Consider the following 17,234-nt stretch of genomic DNA (forward strand, 5'->3'; position numbering starts at 1 on the left):
GCGATCCTTCGAATTCCCCGCCTTGAGACGGGAAAATACAGCAGCAAAACAAGAGTGCGCCAAAAGCGAAGCGGCATTTCATACCCTCATTAAAGCAAATTCCCGGCGGTTTGCCGGGAAAATGGGGGTTGCAAAGCTGTTATGAGAGGTTATGTCCGTTCAGCTTCCCCTGGTCCGGGGTAATGCAGCTTTAGCGCGGGGGCGGCGGTGGAGGGATGCCCGGAGGCGGTGGCGGAACTACCGAACTCCGCCGTATGCTTCTGGCGGGGGGATAAGATGGGTAAGGTGTATCCATGTATTGGTTGCCGCCATTTGTATAAGGGTCATTGGTGACCTGGCCCTGTACAGGGACACGATGGCCTTTTCCATACATGCATTGTATGTAGCCATTGTCGTAGCGCTGTTGGCTGGCGTATCCCGAGGCCCCGGCGGTGCGCGTTCCAGCCAGGCCTCCAGCCACCAGACCAGTACCGGCCCCGATAGCTGCGCCGCGTCCGCCGCCCAAGGCCGCGCCTGCCGCTGCCCCTAGCGCCGCTCCTATCGCGGCGCTACCTGCTCCACTGGATATCGATGCCTGATTCGGACCCATGCCACCGATTTGTTCATTAGCGAATTGTCTGCAATAGTAATCGTCGTAGCGAAATTGCTCGAAGCTTCTGCCGGAGCCTGGCAACGCCATTATGCTCGGTCCTGTCGGTATGCTCGTACAACCGGCCAGCGAGAATATTGCCAACAGAGCGAATAATCCAGGTTTTTTGCGCATCCTGGCAGTACCTTTTATTGGCTGGGCTCGGGCGCGACTTGCAGCCACCCGTCCGGGCATTTTTTCACGTAGGGATAATACCCTTCCGGGTTTCGGCAGTAGTGCCAATAGTTGGCAGCTTGAGCTTGTGGCTGGACCTGCACGACCTCCTGCTGTTGAATGTAAACGGATGGAGCGGGGGGAGCCACAACGGCCGGGGCATACCCATAAGGCTGCGCATATCCGTAATTAGGCGCGTACCCGACAGGAGGATAGCCATATTGATTTCCGTAGCCATACGAAGGTGGATAATAAGGCGCCCTGTTGCCATAGTAGCCCAGGCCATAACCCAATAATCCCATTCCTAACGCCAATCCATATCCTCCATGACCTCCTCCATGGCGGTGATGGTGGTGTCCGTGATTGTGATGGCCATGGTGACCATGCCCTCTGCCCGCCGATGCTAATGGAACCGACCCGAGCAGCATAAGTGCCGCGCACATCAATTTCATTTTTCCCATTTACGTCTCCATACCTCAGTAGTGCTTGTGTTTGATCAAGGACAGCAAGTGCTCTTTATCACCATCTCTGCTGGATATAAACCGGCGGTGCAGGAGGAACGATAACGGGGGCATATCCATAACCCGGCGCGTAGCCAGCGGATGGATAGCCATATTGAGGTGGATAGGAGGGTGCTCTATTACTCAGATAGCCCAGGCCATAACCTAACAATCCCATCCCTATTGCGAGTCCATATCCTCCATTACCCCCTCCATGGTTGTGATGGTGATTATGGCCGTGATGATTGCGGTGGTGGCCGTGGTTATTGTGACCGTGGCCATGGCCTCTTCCTGCCCAAACTGAACTGGCGGGAACCATCCCAAGCATGATAAGAGCAATGCAGGCAAGTTTTATTTTTGTCATGAAAGTCTCCATTTCCTCGATGAGGATCACAGTTGATAAAGAACCGCCGGTCAAAAAACAAATTTAGTGCTCTTATTTAAGTGCACTTAATCGATATAACGCATCAATAGACAATCGGTTGTCGTATAGTTACATAAACTTCACAAAAAATTCACAAATAAATATTCGACGTAAACGAATGAAGCGGATCTGCGTTATTGCGAATAGGTAATCGAGATGGACTACTCTGATTACTTATGCACTGCTGGTTGTACTTTAGTTCAATAGTAAGGGGTACCAAAGTCAGTAAAGATTGAAAGAGCCGAAAATGAGTTTGAAGAGGATAACGTTCCCGCATTCGTGGGAGCCGATTGCCGGACAAAGCTGTCATCAACATAAATAGTTTAATAAGCACAAGAGGAGATCGAGCATGCATAAAGGTTTGTCGGTATTGTTGGTGGGTGTTGTTCTGGCGTATGGCAATACGGCGATAGCGCGTGAGGGTGGCGGCGGGCACCATGATGGCCATCATGCAAAGTCGGGTGGCATGGCGTCCGAACACATGGGTCAGCAGGGTACCGAGAACTCGAACGCACAATGGTCTGCCGGGGCAACGAAGGGGCAGGAGCGTTCTGACTTGAGGAATCACGACCATCACGGGCATGAAGCGGGAGGCAAAGACCAGAATCGTGGAGAAGGTAAGCACAAGGGTCATGAGCATACGGCAAAGGACAAAAGTGATAAGAACAACAATGGCAAAAGCGGCGATGGCAATAAAAACGGGAAAGGCGGCAAGCACGGGTCTCACTGAGTAGGCGAGAAGGCGGTGGTTGAATAGATGCAGGAAAGATAAATGACAAAAGCAATACATTTCAGAAGGAGCTACGATGTCAAACGAATCCGTTAATTATTGGAAATTCGCGACGATTGGAATACTGCTGGTCGGCGCAACCGTGGCCGCCACACTGCTTGTCACAGGACGAGATTCCAAGACTGAGGTGCCTGATTCTCAAAAGGCAGTTGATGCGTCTCCAACCGTTGGGGTAGAAGACACGACAAAATCGGGTACGTCGGCGAAGCTGGCCGAAGAGGTGGCGCCGGTCGAGCCTCAGCGGAGCACTCGCGTTGCGAAGTCAAGCAGGAACACTTCGGGCGCTATCCCGCCACCCCCACCAGCGGGGTACTCTCCTCAACCGGCTTACCCTTCGCAATCCGTCATGGAAGCGTGCAATAAGTATGCGAATGGGCAGGTAGCCAGCAAAACCGAGGAGGTGGTCAAGAACGCAGCGCTGGGCGCCGCTATCGGCGCGGCGATAGGCGCTGCGGGCGGTGCGATCGCGGGTGGAGGTAGCGGTGCCGGAAAGGGAGCTGCCATCGGCGGGGTAACAGGTGTGGCGGGAGGAAGTCTATACGGGCTCAACGAAACCAAGTCGCACGACGCGCAGTATCAGGCGGCTTATGCTTCATGCATGCGTTCGAAGGGTTACTGATAGTACGGCGAGAGATGAAGATAGTATGATTCGTCATCCCAGGTCAAGCTTGGAATGACGAATCGACATTGGCGGAGTTATTCCATCACTGCTGGCAACTGCGCGGCAAGCGCATTCTTTTCCTTGGTTGAAACACCCAGCAGCGCGTATCCCAGCAATTCGCCTTCCACACTTTGAAACAGGGCCTTGACTCCGTTTTCATCTTCCTCTACCAGCCACTCTCCCTGTTTCCCTGCGTTGGGCGGTGACACCACGGCAGGACAGGCTGGTGTCTTGACCAGCACAGGCATGGCAGGGTAGCGTACTGGAGTCAGGGTCTGGGCAAGTGTTGCCGCGAGTCCGCGCGCTGCATGCATGATCGGCATCACGAACGGCAGCACTCTACCTTCCACTTCGGCGCAGTCGCCCAAAGCATAAATATCCTCATAACAGGTTTGCAGCGAGCGGTTGACCGAGATACCGCGATTCACCGCAATACCGGCTGCTTGAGCCAGCGCAGTGCGGGGACGCAACCCGACAGCGGAAAGCACGATATCCGTCTGGATGATTTCTCCATTGGCGAGCGTCAGGCGCAGGCTTTCTTGTACACGTTCAACATATTGAGTCGCCGCACCCAGGTGGAAAACGACACCGGCTGCTTCCAGCCTGCGTTGCATGAAGGCACCGCCAGCTTGCGGTAGCAGCCGACCAAGAGGTTGTGCGCTGATATCGATCACGCGTACCCGGTAACCCGCCATGGTCAGGTCATTGGCGAATTCGCAACCGATCAGGCCCGCGCCCAGGATGGTCACCTCTTTTTTTCCTTCCAGAACATTCCGCAAACGCTCGTAGTCATCGAGATCGTTTACGGAAAGAATGTCCGCCGTCCCCTCGCCTTCCAGCGGCAGCCGGATTGCATCAGCTCCCAACGCCAGAACGAGTTGGCTGTAGGATAGTTTCTCTCCACCTTCCAAAGTTATAGTTTTACCGGATGGGTCAATGGCCGTCACCCGGCTATAGGGCCGGATCGTCATCTTGAGCTGCGCGGCCATTTTCTCGGCGCTGGCATTCAGTATGGACGCGGGCGTCTTCCCCGTTGCCAGCGCGTTCGAAAGCATCGGCTTGGAGTAAAATCCGCCATGATCCGCGGAAATGATCAGGATAGGCGTTTCCGCATCCAGCTTGCGAAATTCCCGGGCCACGGTATAACCGCCAATACCGCTGCCGATGATGATTACCGGCTCCTTGCTCATGCCAGCGCCCCCGGCAGTTCAAGACCGGCACTCATCATGGCAGCATTACGTTTTTTTTCGCCCATGGTCCCCACGCGGGCGAGTACGCTTATACTGTATCGAGCGACTTTTGTATTAACATAGGTAAAAATGCAGGGATTACGCGTGCCTTGTTGAAATTGGATCATTCCGTTTCCTTGTAATTATCAAATGGCAATATTCTTTTTTATTTTGACGCTAAAAAATGAGCACGCGCATTTGGAATGCGGCGTCTAGTATTTAAGCGCGGCAACGACAAAGCCTGCTCGTAGGATGGGTGGAGCAAAGCGCAACCCATCATTCGGTTACCCAAGCCCCATCCGTACGCAGCAATGACGCGGCCCAAAAAATTATCTCGTAGGTTGGGGTGACGAAGGAACCCCAACGTTTATTTCCAACGGCAAGAATGTTGGATGTACACCTACGCTAGCAAAAAAATATGAGCATGCGTTAGAAATACGCTCTCGTATTCGGCACCCGGATCGCGAGAAAGTTTACACTAGCGAACCCTCGCCACCCGCGAAAATCCGTGAATGACAGGCGAGCCCAAAAGTATAACTGAGATAACCGACGGGACTTCAAGTGCTGATGAGCAAAAAATGACAAGTATCGGTTTCATCGGCCTCGGCATCATGGGAAAGCCCATGGCCGGGCACCTTATCAAGGGCGGCCACCCATTGTTTCTGCATTCTCGCAGTGGCGTGCCGGATGAATTGCCCAAGCTGGGGGGCAAGGCTTGCTCTTCGCCCAGCGAAGTCGCCCAAAGCGCCGACATTATCATCACCATGCTGCCTGATACGCAGGATGTGGAACAGGTACTTTTCGGTAAAAACGGCGTGGTGGAAGGGTTGCGCAGCGAGCTGAGCGGCACCAAGCGCGAAAGCCCGATTGCACGCAAGATCGTGATGGACATGAGTTCCATCTCTCCCATCGAAACCAGAATATTTGCCGCTGATATCAATAAGCTCGGTTGTGACTATGTGGATGCGCCCGTGTCCGGTGGCGATATAGGCGCAATGAATGCAACCCTTACCATTATGGTGGGCGCAACGGAACCGGTATTCGAGAGGGTCAGGCCTGTTCTCCAATTACTGGGAAAAACAATAACGCTGATCGGTGAGAATGGCGCAGGTCAGGTCTGCAAGATTGCCAACCAGATCATCGCTGCGCTTACTATCGAGGCTGTTGGCGAGGGCCTGCTGTTTGCGTCCAAGGCCGGCGCCGATCCTGCCAGGGTGCGCCAGGCGCTGATGGGTGGGTTTGCTTCATCGCGCATCCTGGAAGTTCACGGCGAGCGTATGATCAAGCGCGCGTTCGAGCCGGGATTCCGCATAGAACTGCATCAGAAGGATTTGAACCTGGCACTCTCCAATGCGCGCACGTTGGGCATCAGTTTGCCCAATACGGCCGCCGTTCAGCAAATGTTCAATGCATGCATCGCCCACGGCGGCGCAAAGTTGGATAGCGCAGCAATGATACAAATGCTGGAAAAATTGTCGAATCATGAAATTAACGATTCGATTCAGGATTCGCAAAAAGAATTAAATTAACCGAGTTTATAATTGAGATGAATGCGCTCGAGCTTGTTTCCAGGCTACGTACCTTTCTGCCACCCGATGCGGTGCTTCATGAGATCGAGGACCTGAGGCCGTACGAGTGCGACGGCTTGTCGGCATACCGGCAAATGCCCTTGATCGTGGCACTGCCGCGAACCGAAAATGAAGTGATCGAAATTTTAGAGGTTTGCTATGTAGCAAAAATCCCGGTAGTGGCACGCGGGGCGGGAACCGGCCTGTCCGGGGGCGCGCTGCCCCATGCCGAGGGTGTGCTTCTGTCGCTCGCCAAGTTGAAACAAATACTTGAGCTTGACCCGGCAGCACGCACCGCGCGGGTGCAGCCGGGGGTACGCAATCTTGCCATCAGCGAAGCGGCGGCACAGTATGGCTTATATTATGCGCCCGATCCGTCGTCGCAAATTGCCTGCTCCATCGGCGGCAATGTGGCAGAAAATTCGGGAGGCGTACACTGCCTGAAATATGGGCTCACCGTGCATAACATTATCAAATTGCGCGTGATAACCATAGATGGCGAGATCCTTGAAATCGGCGCTGATGGGCTGGATGCGCCAGGTTACGACCTGCTGGCGCTCATGACGGGCAGCGAAGGCATGTTGGGCGTCGTGACTGAAGTTACCGTAAAACTCACGCCCAAGCCGGAAAAAGCCCAGGTGGTCCTTGCTGCATTTAATGACCTGCGTAGTGCCGGTGATGCGGTGGCGAATGTGATCGGCGCGGGCATTATTCCGGCCGGTATGGAGATGATGGATAAAATGACCACCCGCGCAGTGGAGGAGTACGTTCATGCCGGCTACAACCTTGATGCGGCCGCGATTCTGCTATGCGAAGCCGACGGTACGGCAGAGGAAGTGGCGGAAGAAATCCGGCATATTAACGAAATCATGGAAAGAAGCGGCGCTATCGAGATCAGGACGTCGCGCGATGAGGCCGAGCGGCTTAAATTCTGGGCCGGGCGCAAAGCCGCTTTCCCGGCAGCGGGCCGCATATCGCCGGATTACTACTGCATGGACGGAACCATTCCCCGCAAGAGTCTTGCAAACGTATTGTCCGGAATCGAAGCGCTCTCCGTCGAGTATGGCCTGCGTTGCATGAATGTCTTCCATGCCGGCGACGGCAACTTGCATCCGCTGATTCTTTACGACGCAAATCAGCCGGGAGAGCTTGAATTAACCGAGAAATTTGGCGCAAGGATACTTCAGATGTGTATCCAGGCCGGGGGAACCATTACGGGTGAACACGGAGTCGGTATGGAAAAAATCGACCAGATGTGTTCTCAATTCAAGATCGGCGAACTGAAGATGTTTCATGCGGTAAAGGCGGCCTTTGATCCGGATGGACTGCTGAATCCCGGAAAAGCCGTGCCGACGCTACGCCGTTGCGCCGAGCATGGCGCCATGCATGTGCATCGCGGTGAAGAAAAATTCCCAGGACTGCCGAGATTTTGAAAATTGATGAGGCGATTTTGCACAGTCTGAAGACTGGCAAGGATTAGGCATGCAATATCTCATCGATCAATTTGCCGACACCATTCAAGCGGCCGGCAGCGCTGACGAGCCATTAATGATACGCAGCGGTGGTACCAAGGATTTCTATGGCCATCGCGTTGTTCCCCTGTCCCTGGTCGATCCTCTTCCTTCGGGTGGCGGCATTCTCGATGCCACCGCTTACGCCGGCATAGTCGATTACGAACCTACGGAGTTGGTGGTCACCGCTCGCGCAGGGACGCGACTGTCCGATCTTGAAACCGAACTGGCCAGGCACGGTCAGATGCTGGCTTTCGAACCACCCCATTTCGGGGCTGGCGCTACGCTCGGCGGTTGTGTTGCTACCGGCCTGTCCGGTCCGCGTCGGGCATCCGCCGGCGCGGTACGCGACTTTGTGCTGGGAGTGCGCATGCTGGATGGTAGAGGAGAGGATCTGCGTTTTGGCGGCCAGGTCATGAAGAATGTCGCCGGCTACGATGTCTCGCGTTTGATGACGGGTTCGATGGGCACCTTGGGCTTATTGCTCGAGGTTTCACTCAAAGTGCTGCCGCTACCGGCAATGGAGCTGACGCTGCGCTTACCGATGAACGAGACGGTAGCCATCGAAAAGATGAATTTTTGGGCGGGTAAGCCGCTGCCGGTTTCCGCAACCTGTTTCTGCGATGGTGCCCTTTTTTTGAGGCTCTCCGGCGCAGTCCCTGCCGTGCGCGCCGCGCGTGCGATAATGGGTGGAGAGGAAATCGATGACGGCACCGTTTTCTGGGAAACAGTGCGCGAACAGGCCCACCCGTTTTTTCAGACAGGGAAGCCGCTCTGGCGACTGTCCATAAAATCGACGACTCCGCCACTATCGCTGCCCGGGAATCAATTGATCGAATGGGGTGGAGCATTGCGCTGGCTGGTAATTGACTCGGCCGATGCGGATATCGAGGCCGTGCATTCCGCTATACGCACCGCTGCGAAAGCCGCGGGCGGCCATGCTACTTTATTTCGCAGCTACGGATCGCGCGCTGCCGTGTTTCATCCTCTCACGCCGGCTATGATGAATATCACTCGCCGCCTGAAAGAAAAATTCGACCCCATGCGTGTACTTAATCCCGGCCGGATATACCCGGAAATATAACCTAAATCCGGTAGTTGGACGGGGTGAAGTGTGCGGTTTTTGGGGTGCAGGGCAAGGCGCAGCGACGCGGAATGGTCGTTCCATTCCAAGGAGTTGCAACGCAGCCATGTGCCGCAAAAACTGTGCAATTCACCCCGTAGCGGCCTCACCCGGAAGGTGAGCGTCAAATATATGAAATATTGTTATTAATCATGACACTGATCTATTAAATGAGCGGTCAACTACCGGATTTAGGATAAATGCAAACCCATCTCGCCGACTTCATCAAAGACTCTCCGGAAGGACAGGAAGCGGAGGCGATACTGCGGAATTGCGTTCATTGCGGCTTCTGCCTTGCCACCTGCCCGACTTATCAGTTGCTGGGCGACGAACTGGATAGCCCGCGGGGGCGTATCTATTTGATAAAACAGGTGCTGGAAGGCGCGCCGGTCACGCAAAAAACACAATTGCATCTCGACCGTTGTCTCACTTGCCGCGCCTGCGAGACGGTTTGTCCCTCCGGCGTGCAATATGGACGGCTGGTGGATATCGGCCGTGGCATTGTTGAAAAAAAGGTGGGACGAAGTTTCGCTTCAGCTACCGTGCGCTACGCATTGCGCCAGACGCTACCCAACCCAGGGGTGTTTGCTTCATTGCTGAAGCTGGGGCGATCTGCGCGCCCGTTACTGCCGGGTGTGCTTCGGGATTCAATACCGCATATTAAGAATTCTCAACCAGCGAGGCCACGGTTTTCTCAGCCTCTTGTACAACATCAACGCAAAATGCTGGTGCTGGAAGGCTGTGTACAGCCGACGCTGGCGCCTAACATCAACGCCGCAGCTGCAAGAATATTGGATAAGCTCGGCATATCTCTCATCAAGGCGCCGGATGCAGGCTGCTGCGGCGCCGTGTCTTACCATCTCAATGCCCAGCAGGAAGGGCTGGATTACATGCGCCGCAACGTAGATGCCTGGTGGCCGTATGTCGGAATGCAAGATGACGGAGGAGGAGAAGGGGCAACTGGAGTAGAAGCCATCGTCATGACCGCCAGCGGTTGCGGCGTGACCGTAAAGGAATACGGCCATTTATTGCGTCATGATCCTGCCTATGCGGAAAAGGCGGCACGGATCTCCGAACTGACTAAAGATATCAGCGAAATCCTGGAAGCCGAGACCCAAGCACTCGTCTCACTCCTCGGCAGACCACTGGCGAACACGGGCGTGGCAAAAAAAACCCGACTTGCCTTCCATTCCCCCTGTACTCTGCAACACGGAATGCAAATCCGGGGTGTTGCCGAGAAGATTTTGGTTGCCACAGGCTTTGAATTGACTTATGTGCCGGATGCGCATCTTTGCTGCGGATCGGCAGGCACCTACTCCATTTTGCAGCCCGAACTGTCGCAACAGCTACTGAAAAACAAGGTAATGGCGCTGGAGTCGGGCCAGCCAACCCGGATCGCGACCGCCAACATAGGATGCCTCATGCACGTCCAGAGCGGTACGTCGCTGCCAGTCGAGCACTGGATCGAAATACTGGATGAAAAACTTGGCCATGGCGATAAACAGAGAATTTGAGATCGTCGGTTGCTTCATCGTTTTCCCATAAGTCCCATAAGATCTCAGGTATTCCCATAAACCCTGAAAATAGAGGTGAGCACAGGGTACATTGGGAGCCAAACCATCTACGTACGCTCCTCGTTTTTCCCCATTTACAAACGCTTATATCATCCATGTCCGCGTTCCAGCGAGGCACCCGCGGCGACAGTTCGGTTGCAATGTGGAAGAAGCATTGTCACCGGCGCATGCTTTCAATGAGTGGCCAGGAAGACTTGCATTCGCAAAAACGCCAGCCATTCACAGGACTTCCTGTAACCGAAACAGCCGCAGCTGAAGGCGAATCGTAGCGCCGACCGTTCAGCATTAATGCACCACCCTCAACTCGTGCCGTTATGGTCCGTCCCTTGTAATTGGCACGAAATTCAGTGGCAGCAGGAAAAATGCTTTCCTTGGCAACCCAGTCCTCTGGAGAAGGGGGATGGCTTTCTCTCCTGCCTTGGGTTCTGCTTGGCCAAGTCCTAGAAGCTCTCACGTTGTTATAACTAACATCCTCGGTAGCCCGACGGAGGTAAGTTGCTTATAAACCTCAAAATCAACCTCAATAGTGTGCATCACTGGCTCCTTTTTATTGTTAAGCACGCAATTGCACTTAGAGTGCTAAACGTCAAACCTGATCTTTATTTAACAATTAATCGCGGGAACGCCTCGTAAACGGAACTAAAAGAGCTTTATAAGGGGTGGCCTTAATTGCTCACTGAAGCCAGAAATCAATGCCGGCAAAGCTTTCCAAGCTACTTCTGAGCTGCACCTTCACTACTAGTATCATTATTTCATAATTAGTACTATAAAATATTATGTTTACATTTCCATGAAATTATAGTTTAATAACATCCTTGGAATAAGGATGAAAATGGAAACGGCAAAAATACCATCACTAGAACAACTTCAAGAAGCATTAGGCGCGCGATTGCTCGGCTTGGCGGCGTTTCTCAACATAAGTCTGGGAGACACTGAAGGCAATTCACCGGGCAATCGCGCGCTTCGTCTCGATACCGATGAATATGGCGCTCCCTGGGATATGGAACTCAGCGAAATTGAAGTGCGTAGATATCGTGTGGGCCGAATGCTTCCTTTTTTGTATGACTACGCCTACCACGGTAAGCGTGGGGCTGACAGTACTCTTAGCTGGAGTGAATGGCGGGGAGACTACGACGATCGCGAAGTATTTAAGTACTTCCTCAGTTTAACCGCCGAGGACGGTATCGTTAATATCGATCTTTCTTTAGGCGACATAATCGCCAAGGATCAATTAAACGACATGCTTAATCGCGCAGATGCCCGACAGCTCCTGGATTCAGGCGAAGAATTATCAATCAGCGATATTGCGCTTCTTGCCAACATGAACGAAAAAAGCGTGAGCAATGCGCTTCGCGCAGAGGGGGATCACCGTCTGGTTAGTGCGGACGGCGAGCATGTGGAAAACGCCGAAGCTTTACGGTGGTTGCGATCCCGGCGCGGCGGATTCAAGGAAACCACGATCTCCAACTTTAGCGAAAAATCCCAGCCGGACAGCCTTACGTACGCAGAGCTGGCACCATTCATTCAAGATCGTCTGAAGCGGCTTTATCCCGATGGTGATGAAGACGTGTGCCTATTTGGCAAGGCGGCAAAAGTATTAGGGTGGTCATCCAAGCGGGTATATGCGGTAACGGAAGACGCCGGCAATATCCGCCCCGAGGACTGCGAGGCGCTTGCTAAAGCGCTGCGCGTAGACGTTAGCTGGTTCACTGAACAAGTCATGTGTGCGCTCTTTCCTAAACAAATGGCCCTGGTCATGTATCGCCGGGAGTTTGAGATAGAGTCAAACGACGAGTCGCCCTCTATTGAAGTCCGGCTCACGGAAAAAGGAATCAAGAATGGGTACCTAGATATCCCAGCAGATCACGCCCTCTTTTTTCCGGAAGACTGTTTTGGTGGCCGCGGCAGCCAGGAAAAAGGTGTAGAAATTGAGCTTCGATACGGCGGCACCTCGCGCATGACAGACATCAGGCGCAAGAGCTCAATCACCATTAGCCCCCGGGCTCGTTTTGTTAGCTACTTCAATGCGATCCAGGCAAAACCGGGTGATGTGATGAAAATTGCTCGCCTTGGCGATCGGACCTATGAATTGTTGGCTGCGAAAGAGCAAACCGGAGCAGGTGGGTAGACCTCTATTGATCTCATTCCGGCCACTGATAAACATTCAATTAAAAAAGGGGGAAAACACTATGAATATGAGTCAACACGCAAGCGTTCGCAGCCAGCAGCGTGCCATTCCACAAATCCTGATCGATCTCCTGCTGCAGTTCGGCACCAGCGTCTCCGCTGGTGCGGGGGCATCAAAGGTGTTTTTTGATAAGGCCGCGCGCCGTAGGCTAAACGCGTATGCAGGTCCACTAGCAAGACAATTCGATGAACACCTTGACCTATATGCCGTGGTCGCCTCAGACAGCAGCATCATTACTGTAGCGCACAGAATCGACAGGATTCACCGGCATTAATCCCGATTGCAACCATTAGGAACCGGACTGTTTTTCAACTACTCTGGACTTCTAAAAATCATTATGCAAAAACAACTCTTTGAACAGTTTTCTCCAGTCATCCGTTCCCTTGCCCCTACTGAACTCAACGGTTCGCCTACCCTAAACGCCAAGCTGCGTCTGGCGCAGGAAGGAGATATTGAGGTCTGCTACGCCCCCTTCGAATACATCAATCCCGCGGCCCGCATAGTTCTTGTCGGCATCACCCCGGGCCGTACGCAAATGCTGAATGCCCTGAAGGAAACCCGCAAGCAGCTTGATCAAGGCGCTGATCCGATAAGCACCTTGATGGCCGCGAAAAAGGTCGGGGCGTTTTCCGGCGCGATGCGCCCCAACCTGGTCAGTCTCCTAGACTGCATCGGGGTTAACCGCTGGCTAGGCATTCGAAGCTGCGGCGAGCTATTTGGAACAGCATCGCACCTGATGCAGACGACGTCCTTACTACGCAACCCTGTTTTCATCAATAATGAAAATTACAGCGGTAATCCAGCCATGACCCGCCACCCGTTATTGCGCGCACAGCTTTTGTCGTACTTTGGTGAGGACGTCAAATCCCTGCCTAAAGCAGTATTCATTCCGCTAGGCGACAAAGTAGCCGCAGCGTTGCGCTTTGTAGCTGATCAGGGTTGCATCGATCACAGCCGTATCCTTGATGGCATGCCTCATCCATCTGGTGCGAATGCCGAGCGCATCGCCTATTTTCTTGGCAAGAAAAGCCTGAGCGAATTGTCCGTCAAGACCAACCCAGCCAAACTGGACTTGGCCCGGGACCTCCTGACCCGTAAAGTCATGGCGCTTGCATAAAGATCAGCTTTCAATCCAGCATCTGAAAAGATGTTGGATTGGCTGCACCCAGTCACCCTAAAGGAAGGAGAAAAAATGCAGGTTATAAAACTATCGTTGCCTCTGTTACTGTTGCTGTCCATGAACGTCCAGGCAGGGGAAAAAGCCGTTTACGTTGGCGGAGGCCGCTATGCTTGTGATTCCGACTCTACCGATTGCGCAGTTCTCAAACAGAGAAATGAGGAACAGACGCGCAGGGTACAGGAGAGATATGAAAATGAACGACGGTACGAACGAGAGGAACGTCATGAAGCCGAGTATCAGCGGCAGTATGAAACAGGTGATTTTTGAGCAGCAAAGTCATTTTGCTCGCTAAGGTTCCGATATCAAACAGGGACGAAAAGTTTGTTGCCAATACCAGGAAGCGCCCAAAGGACAGCATCGCCTAGTACCTAAGTCCAATTGTTCGCTCAGCTATAAAACCTAGAATAGGTGCTGTTGGGTAATCTTTTGAACAGGCCCTCTCGCTGACATGGAATGCGTCATTCAGATCAGGCACGAAGAGTGTTATCAATCCAACAGCCTTGATCCCCGCTTTAGCAATCCGCACTTACTCTGTGTTGTTAAGTTTTCGGGACGGTTAATCCACTGCGCAAAAGAATATAAGGCAATTTAATACGCGATTAGCATACTTAAAGGCCAAATCCAGGAAACCTAACACTGACATGATCGACAATTTCGCTCTTCATCGCATTGCTCAAAGTGCTGGCCTAGAAATCAGCGAAGATATTTCCTTTCCTGCCAGGGCTGCCAAGTTTTCAAGTATTCCCTCCGGTTTGCACTCTGATGTCGAAAAGCACATTCAAACGCTATATCCGCTCGGGTTATATGCGCATCAAGCGAAAGCAATCGAGTCGGGGCTTACTGGACGAAACGTGTGTATTGCTACGTCCACTGCTTCCGGTAAAACGCTCGCTTTTACGTCAATAGCGGTTTCGCACCTCTTGGTATCGAAAGGCAGGGCCATTCTTGTGCTTTATCCGGCCAAAGCACTCCTACGCGACCAAGAAAGAAAGTGGAAGGAAGCGACCAATAGAACCGGCCTAAGATTAGTGATCATTGATGGCGGTGTTGAGGTTTCGCAGAGGACAGCGCTTCTCGCTCAATCACAGATAGTTCTCATGACTCCGGACGTGCTTCACGCATGGCTAATGTCAAAGCTTGGCCAAACAGAAATACGCAAGTTTTTGGCCTCGCTATATATGGTCATTCTTGATGAAGCGCACATCTACGATGGCATCTTTGGCACTAATATGGCGTATTTGCTTCGCCGGCTTCAAGCCGCAAGCGGCGTAACTAACTTTCTAGCCAGTTCCGCCACAATTGGAGATCCTGTCGGCTTTCTTCACAAATTAACGGGTATGGAATTTGATCTGATTGCCGGGAATGATGATGGCGCGGCCGCGCCGGAAAAGACCGTCATGTTATGTAGAGTTCCAATAAAAAAAACACCAAAGTTCCTAAGCGGATTAATGCTGGAATTCGCTTCAAACGAACATGGCCGATTCCTCCTTTTTGCCGATTCTCGCAAAAGAGTCGAAGAACTTGCAGCCGAGATGAGCCGCCTACTTCTAAAATCCGATGAACAACCAAACGATAACACAATCGACGAAGATATTGATCTTGGGGACTCACTGGTCAAAATAGACGAGCAAAGGGTACTGCCCTACCGTGCAGGCTATGAAGAAGAAGATCGTGACCGAATCCAAAAGGCGTTAACCAGTGGAACCCTGCTGGGGGTAATAACCACTAGCGCGTTAGAGCTTGGAATAGACATTGGTGACATTGAGTTAGTGGTCATGCTTGGCGAACCGCCATCTGTAAAATCTTTCTGGCAAAGGGCAGGGCGAGCAGGTCGGCAAAACGTGGGAAAAGTCGTCCTGCTCGATTTAGATGGACGCATCACCTCTATGGGATTGCAGCGCTATCTTGATCGTATGCCGGAACCAAACTGGCTCTATTTGGACAATGAATATCTTCAGTACGCGAATGCACTTTGCGCTGCCGAAGAACAACAGCAAACACCACAGATGCTTTATTCCAGAAAGCCATTCGCGACGGTGCCCGCTACATTTTCAGAACTCCTTGACAATGAACTTGTACCTACGCGTTCTATTCCTCATGACCTCTATCCGTTAAAGCAGCAGGCTATTGGCAGCCCGCATCGTGCGTTTCCCCTCCGCAGCGGTATTGAGAAATCCTACAAAGTTATTTGTCGCCATCTGCCAAATCAGGGATTAGGGACTTTGAGCTATTCTCAAGTACTACGAGAGGCATTTCCAGGAGCGATCTATCGTTACCTTGCCAGCCCTTACCGAGTATTCCAACTGAATCACGCAAGAGGAGAAATCAATACAACCAGAACGAAGGGAATCGGACGCACTACTCCGGTCGTGCAAACCGCTGTGTTCCCACAGTTTACGGATCAGATGTATTACGTTCGGATGTCTGCTGAGGCATTTATTACTGAATGTCGCGTTCAGGTTTCGGAGAGAGTCATTGGATTTATTGAACAGTACGGACAGAATAAGAACGAAGTATCCTACGGACCGGGTAATACCTATTCACAAAAACCCCTAAATCGCTACATCGACACGACTGGCGTATGTTTCTATTTTCCCGAAGAGAACTTACAGCGGGAACAATTAGGAAAATATATCTGTCTTGCTTTTTGTAAGGTGTGCTCCGTTTAAGATCGAGATGTCGGTTGGGGAATGTTTATTAGCCAGGCATCACCCCTTGGTAAGGATCCCGTAAAAGGATTTGCTGTTTATGACTCTGCATTTGGTTCTTTGCGACTAACTCGGCAAATTCCATCTTGCTTAGATGAAATTTTGCTAGAAGCTGCCCGTATCGCAACTGAAGAAGGCGCATCAAAAATCGCCGCCGGAATTAAAAAGATCATCCGGCAAATAAAGTTGCTTGGGCAAGCCCAAGAAAATATTGCCGCAACCGAAATTTTTGCATCTGGGGTGGATGATGGCTGGGTTACTGTCGTTGCGCCGGATCAGCCCGCAATTTGTCACGACGGCCAGTCCCATATAAACGAAGAGGTGACCGTATTGAAGTATCTATATACGCCTCAAGGCATTCGATATAGCCTCAAAGCGCTGCGTGAAGGTGTGAATTGGCAGGTAACCGCAGCGATGGTTCACCCCATCAATGGGGTAACCAAGCTTGAGCGGTACAACATTAACACAGGGGAAAGTGCTTCACTCTGATTACGGGTTCATGAATTGACTTGATCGCCACCAAAGCGCAGAGGGTCAGATATATGAATTAACGGCTCAGAGAATCTTTATCTCTACTTCACCTTTACATGCTCACAGATATTTCGAAATCTCGAATACAACTATATCAATAGATTTAACGGCAGAATCTCTTAATACTTAACTCACGTCGGACTGCCTTTCGACAACTCTTGCGACGACAAGGATCTATGTTGTGGCAATATTGGCAGGCCCAGCCAATCCTGTACCTTAGCGATATCCGTTTGGTGAACGAGCGCATAGGTTGTGTTAGAGCACTTTTCTCATCCAGCTTATGAATAGCAAGGAACGTTATCGAGAGTAAGCGAAGCTATGACGGGCGCTATGGTTTAGCTTGGTTTTCGGGAATTTAGTGTCGACTTGTAACGCCAAATTTCTCCCAACAGGCGGCCGTTTTGCTTTTTACCCCTGCTTTAACTCTATATAATCAGGTTAATTT

At 52.1% G+C, this 17,234-nt stretch carries 17 protein-coding genes; 12 read left to right on the plus strand and 5 right to left on the minus strand.

Annotated elements, in window-relative coordinates:
* Nucleotides 1-190: 190 nt before the first annotated feature.
* The 3 genes from KJS40_RS00635 to KJS40_RS00645 are packed head-to-tail and all read right to left on the minus strand — an operon-like array spanning nucleotide 191 to nucleotide 1,666.
* Nucleotides 191-763: a YMGG-like glycine zipper-containing protein gene (locus KJS40_RS00635; RefSeq protein ID WP_213538662.1), complete on the minus strand. Its 573-nt coding sequence runs from the start codon at nucleotides 761-763 to the stop codon at nucleotides 191-193.
* A 14-nt stretch (nucleotides 764-777) separates the two neighbouring features.
* The gene (locus KJS40_RS00640) at nucleotides 778-1,263 is read right to left on the minus strand and encodes a hypothetical protein (protein WP_213538663.1); all 486 of its coding nucleotides are present in this window, start codon (nucleotides 1,261-1,263) and stop codon (nucleotides 778-780) included.
* A 58-nt stretch (nucleotides 1,264-1,321) separates the two neighbouring features.
* Nucleotides 1,322-1,666, minus strand: coding sequence for a hypothetical protein (locus tag KJS40_RS00645; RefSeq protein ID WP_213538664.1), 345 nt, complete (start codon nucleotides 1,664-1,666; stop codon nucleotides 1,322-1,324).
* A 409-nt stretch (nucleotides 1,667-2,075) separates the two neighbouring features.
* Here KJS40_RS00645 and KJS40_RS00650 point away from each other — a divergent pair, with 409 nt between their 5' ends.
* Nucleotides 2,076-2,456: a hypothetical protein gene (locus tag KJS40_RS00650; RefSeq protein WP_213538665.1), complete on the plus strand. Its 381-nt coding sequence runs from the start codon at nucleotides 2,076-2,078 to the stop codon at nucleotides 2,454-2,456.
* A 76-nt stretch (nucleotides 2,457-2,532) separates the two neighbouring features.
* Entirely contained in the window at nucleotides 2,533-3,135 is a 603-nt protein-coding gene (locus KJS40_RS00655; protein WP_213538666.1) for a hypothetical protein, read from the plus strand.
* A gap of 77 nt (nucleotides 3,136-3,212) precedes the next feature.
* On the opposite strand, the gene KJS40_RS00660 is transcribed toward KJS40_RS00655, so the two are convergent.
* The gene (locus KJS40_RS00660) at nucleotides 3,213-4,367 is read right to left on the minus strand and encodes an FAD-dependent oxidoreductase (RefSeq protein ID WP_213538667.1); all 1,155 of its coding nucleotides are present in this window, start codon (nucleotides 4,365-4,367) and stop codon (nucleotides 3,213-3,215) included.
* Nucleotides 4,364-4,534, minus strand: a complete 171-nt coding sequence (locus tag KJS40_RS00665; RefSeq protein WP_213538668.1) for a hypothetical protein — start codon at nucleotides 4,532-4,534, stop codon at nucleotides 4,364-4,366. Before KJS40_RS00665 ends, KJS40_RS00660 begins: the two co-directional genes overlap by 4 nt.
* A gap of 450 nt (nucleotides 4,535-4,984) precedes the next feature.
* Between KJS40_RS00665 and KJS40_RS00670 the strand changes: the two genes are divergently transcribed.
* From KJS40_RS00670 to KJS40_RS00720, 10 genes are all read left to right on the plus strand, one after another.
* The gene (locus KJS40_RS00670; RefSeq protein WP_213538669.1) at nucleotides 4,985-5,935 is read left to right on the plus strand and encodes a 2-hydroxy-3-oxopropionate reductase; all 951 of its coding nucleotides are present in this window, start codon (nucleotides 4,985-4,987) and stop codon (nucleotides 5,933-5,935) included.
* A 17-nt stretch (nucleotides 5,936-5,952) separates the two neighbouring features.
* Nucleotides 5,953-7,407: an FAD-linked oxidase C-terminal domain-containing protein gene (locus tag KJS40_RS00675; RefSeq protein WP_213538670.1), complete on the plus strand. Its 1,455-nt coding sequence runs from the start codon at nucleotides 5,953-5,955 to the stop codon at nucleotides 7,405-7,407.
* Nucleotides 7,408-7,456: 49 nt separating this feature from the next.
* Entirely contained in the window at nucleotides 7,457-8,569 is a 1,113-nt protein-coding gene (gene glcE, locus KJS40_RS00680; RefSeq protein WP_213538671.1) for a glycolate oxidase subunit GlcE, read from the plus strand.
* 239 nt (nucleotides 8,570-8,808) lie between these two features.
* A complete protein-coding gene (gene glcF, locus KJS40_RS00685) occupies nucleotides 8,809-10,122 on the plus strand; it encodes a glycolate oxidase subunit GlcF (RefSeq protein ID WP_213538672.1) in 1,314 nt (437 codons plus the stop codon).
* Nucleotides 10,123-11,008: 886 nt separating this feature from the next.
* The gene (locus KJS40_RS00695) at nucleotides 11,009-12,310 is read left to right on the plus strand and encodes a hypothetical protein (RefSeq protein WP_213538674.1); all 1,302 of its coding nucleotides are present in this window, start codon (nucleotides 11,009-11,011) and stop codon (nucleotides 12,308-12,310) included.
* A 61-nt stretch (nucleotides 12,311-12,371) separates the two neighbouring features.
* Nucleotides 12,372-12,644, plus strand: a complete 273-nt coding sequence (locus KJS40_RS00700) for a hypothetical protein (RefSeq protein ID WP_213538675.1) — start codon at nucleotides 12,372-12,374, stop codon at nucleotides 12,642-12,644.
* Nucleotides 12,645-12,707: 63 nt separating this feature from the next.
* On the plus strand, nucleotides 12,708-13,487 hold the full coding sequence (locus KJS40_RS00705; protein WP_213538676.1) for a hypothetical protein: 780 nt from the start codon (nucleotides 12,708-12,710) through the stop codon (nucleotides 13,485-13,487).
* Nucleotides 13,488-13,562: 75 nt separating this feature from the next.
* Nucleotides 13,563-13,817 (plus strand): hypothetical protein, encoded by a 255-nt coding sequence (locus KJS40_RS00710; RefSeq protein WP_213538677.1) that lies wholly within the window; start codon nucleotides 13,563-13,565, stop codon nucleotides 13,815-13,817.
* 374 nt (nucleotides 13,818-14,191) lie between these two features.
* A complete protein-coding gene (locus tag KJS40_RS00715) occupies nucleotides 14,192-16,219 on the plus strand; it encodes a DEAD/DEAH box helicase (protein WP_213538678.1) in 2,028 nt (675 codons plus the stop codon).
* A 21-nt stretch (nucleotides 16,220-16,240) separates the two neighbouring features.
* Entirely contained in the window at nucleotides 16,241-16,747 is a 507-nt protein-coding gene (locus KJS40_RS00720) for a hypothetical protein (protein ID WP_213538679.1), read from the plus strand.
* Nucleotides 16,748-17,234: the final 487 nt, after the last annotated feature.

It is taken from the genome of Nitrosospira sp. NRS527, assembly GCF_018406445.1.
GTDB classification, from domain to species: Bacteria; Pseudomonadota; Gammaproteobacteria; order Burkholderiales; family Nitrosomonadaceae; genus Nitrosospira; species Nitrosospira briensis.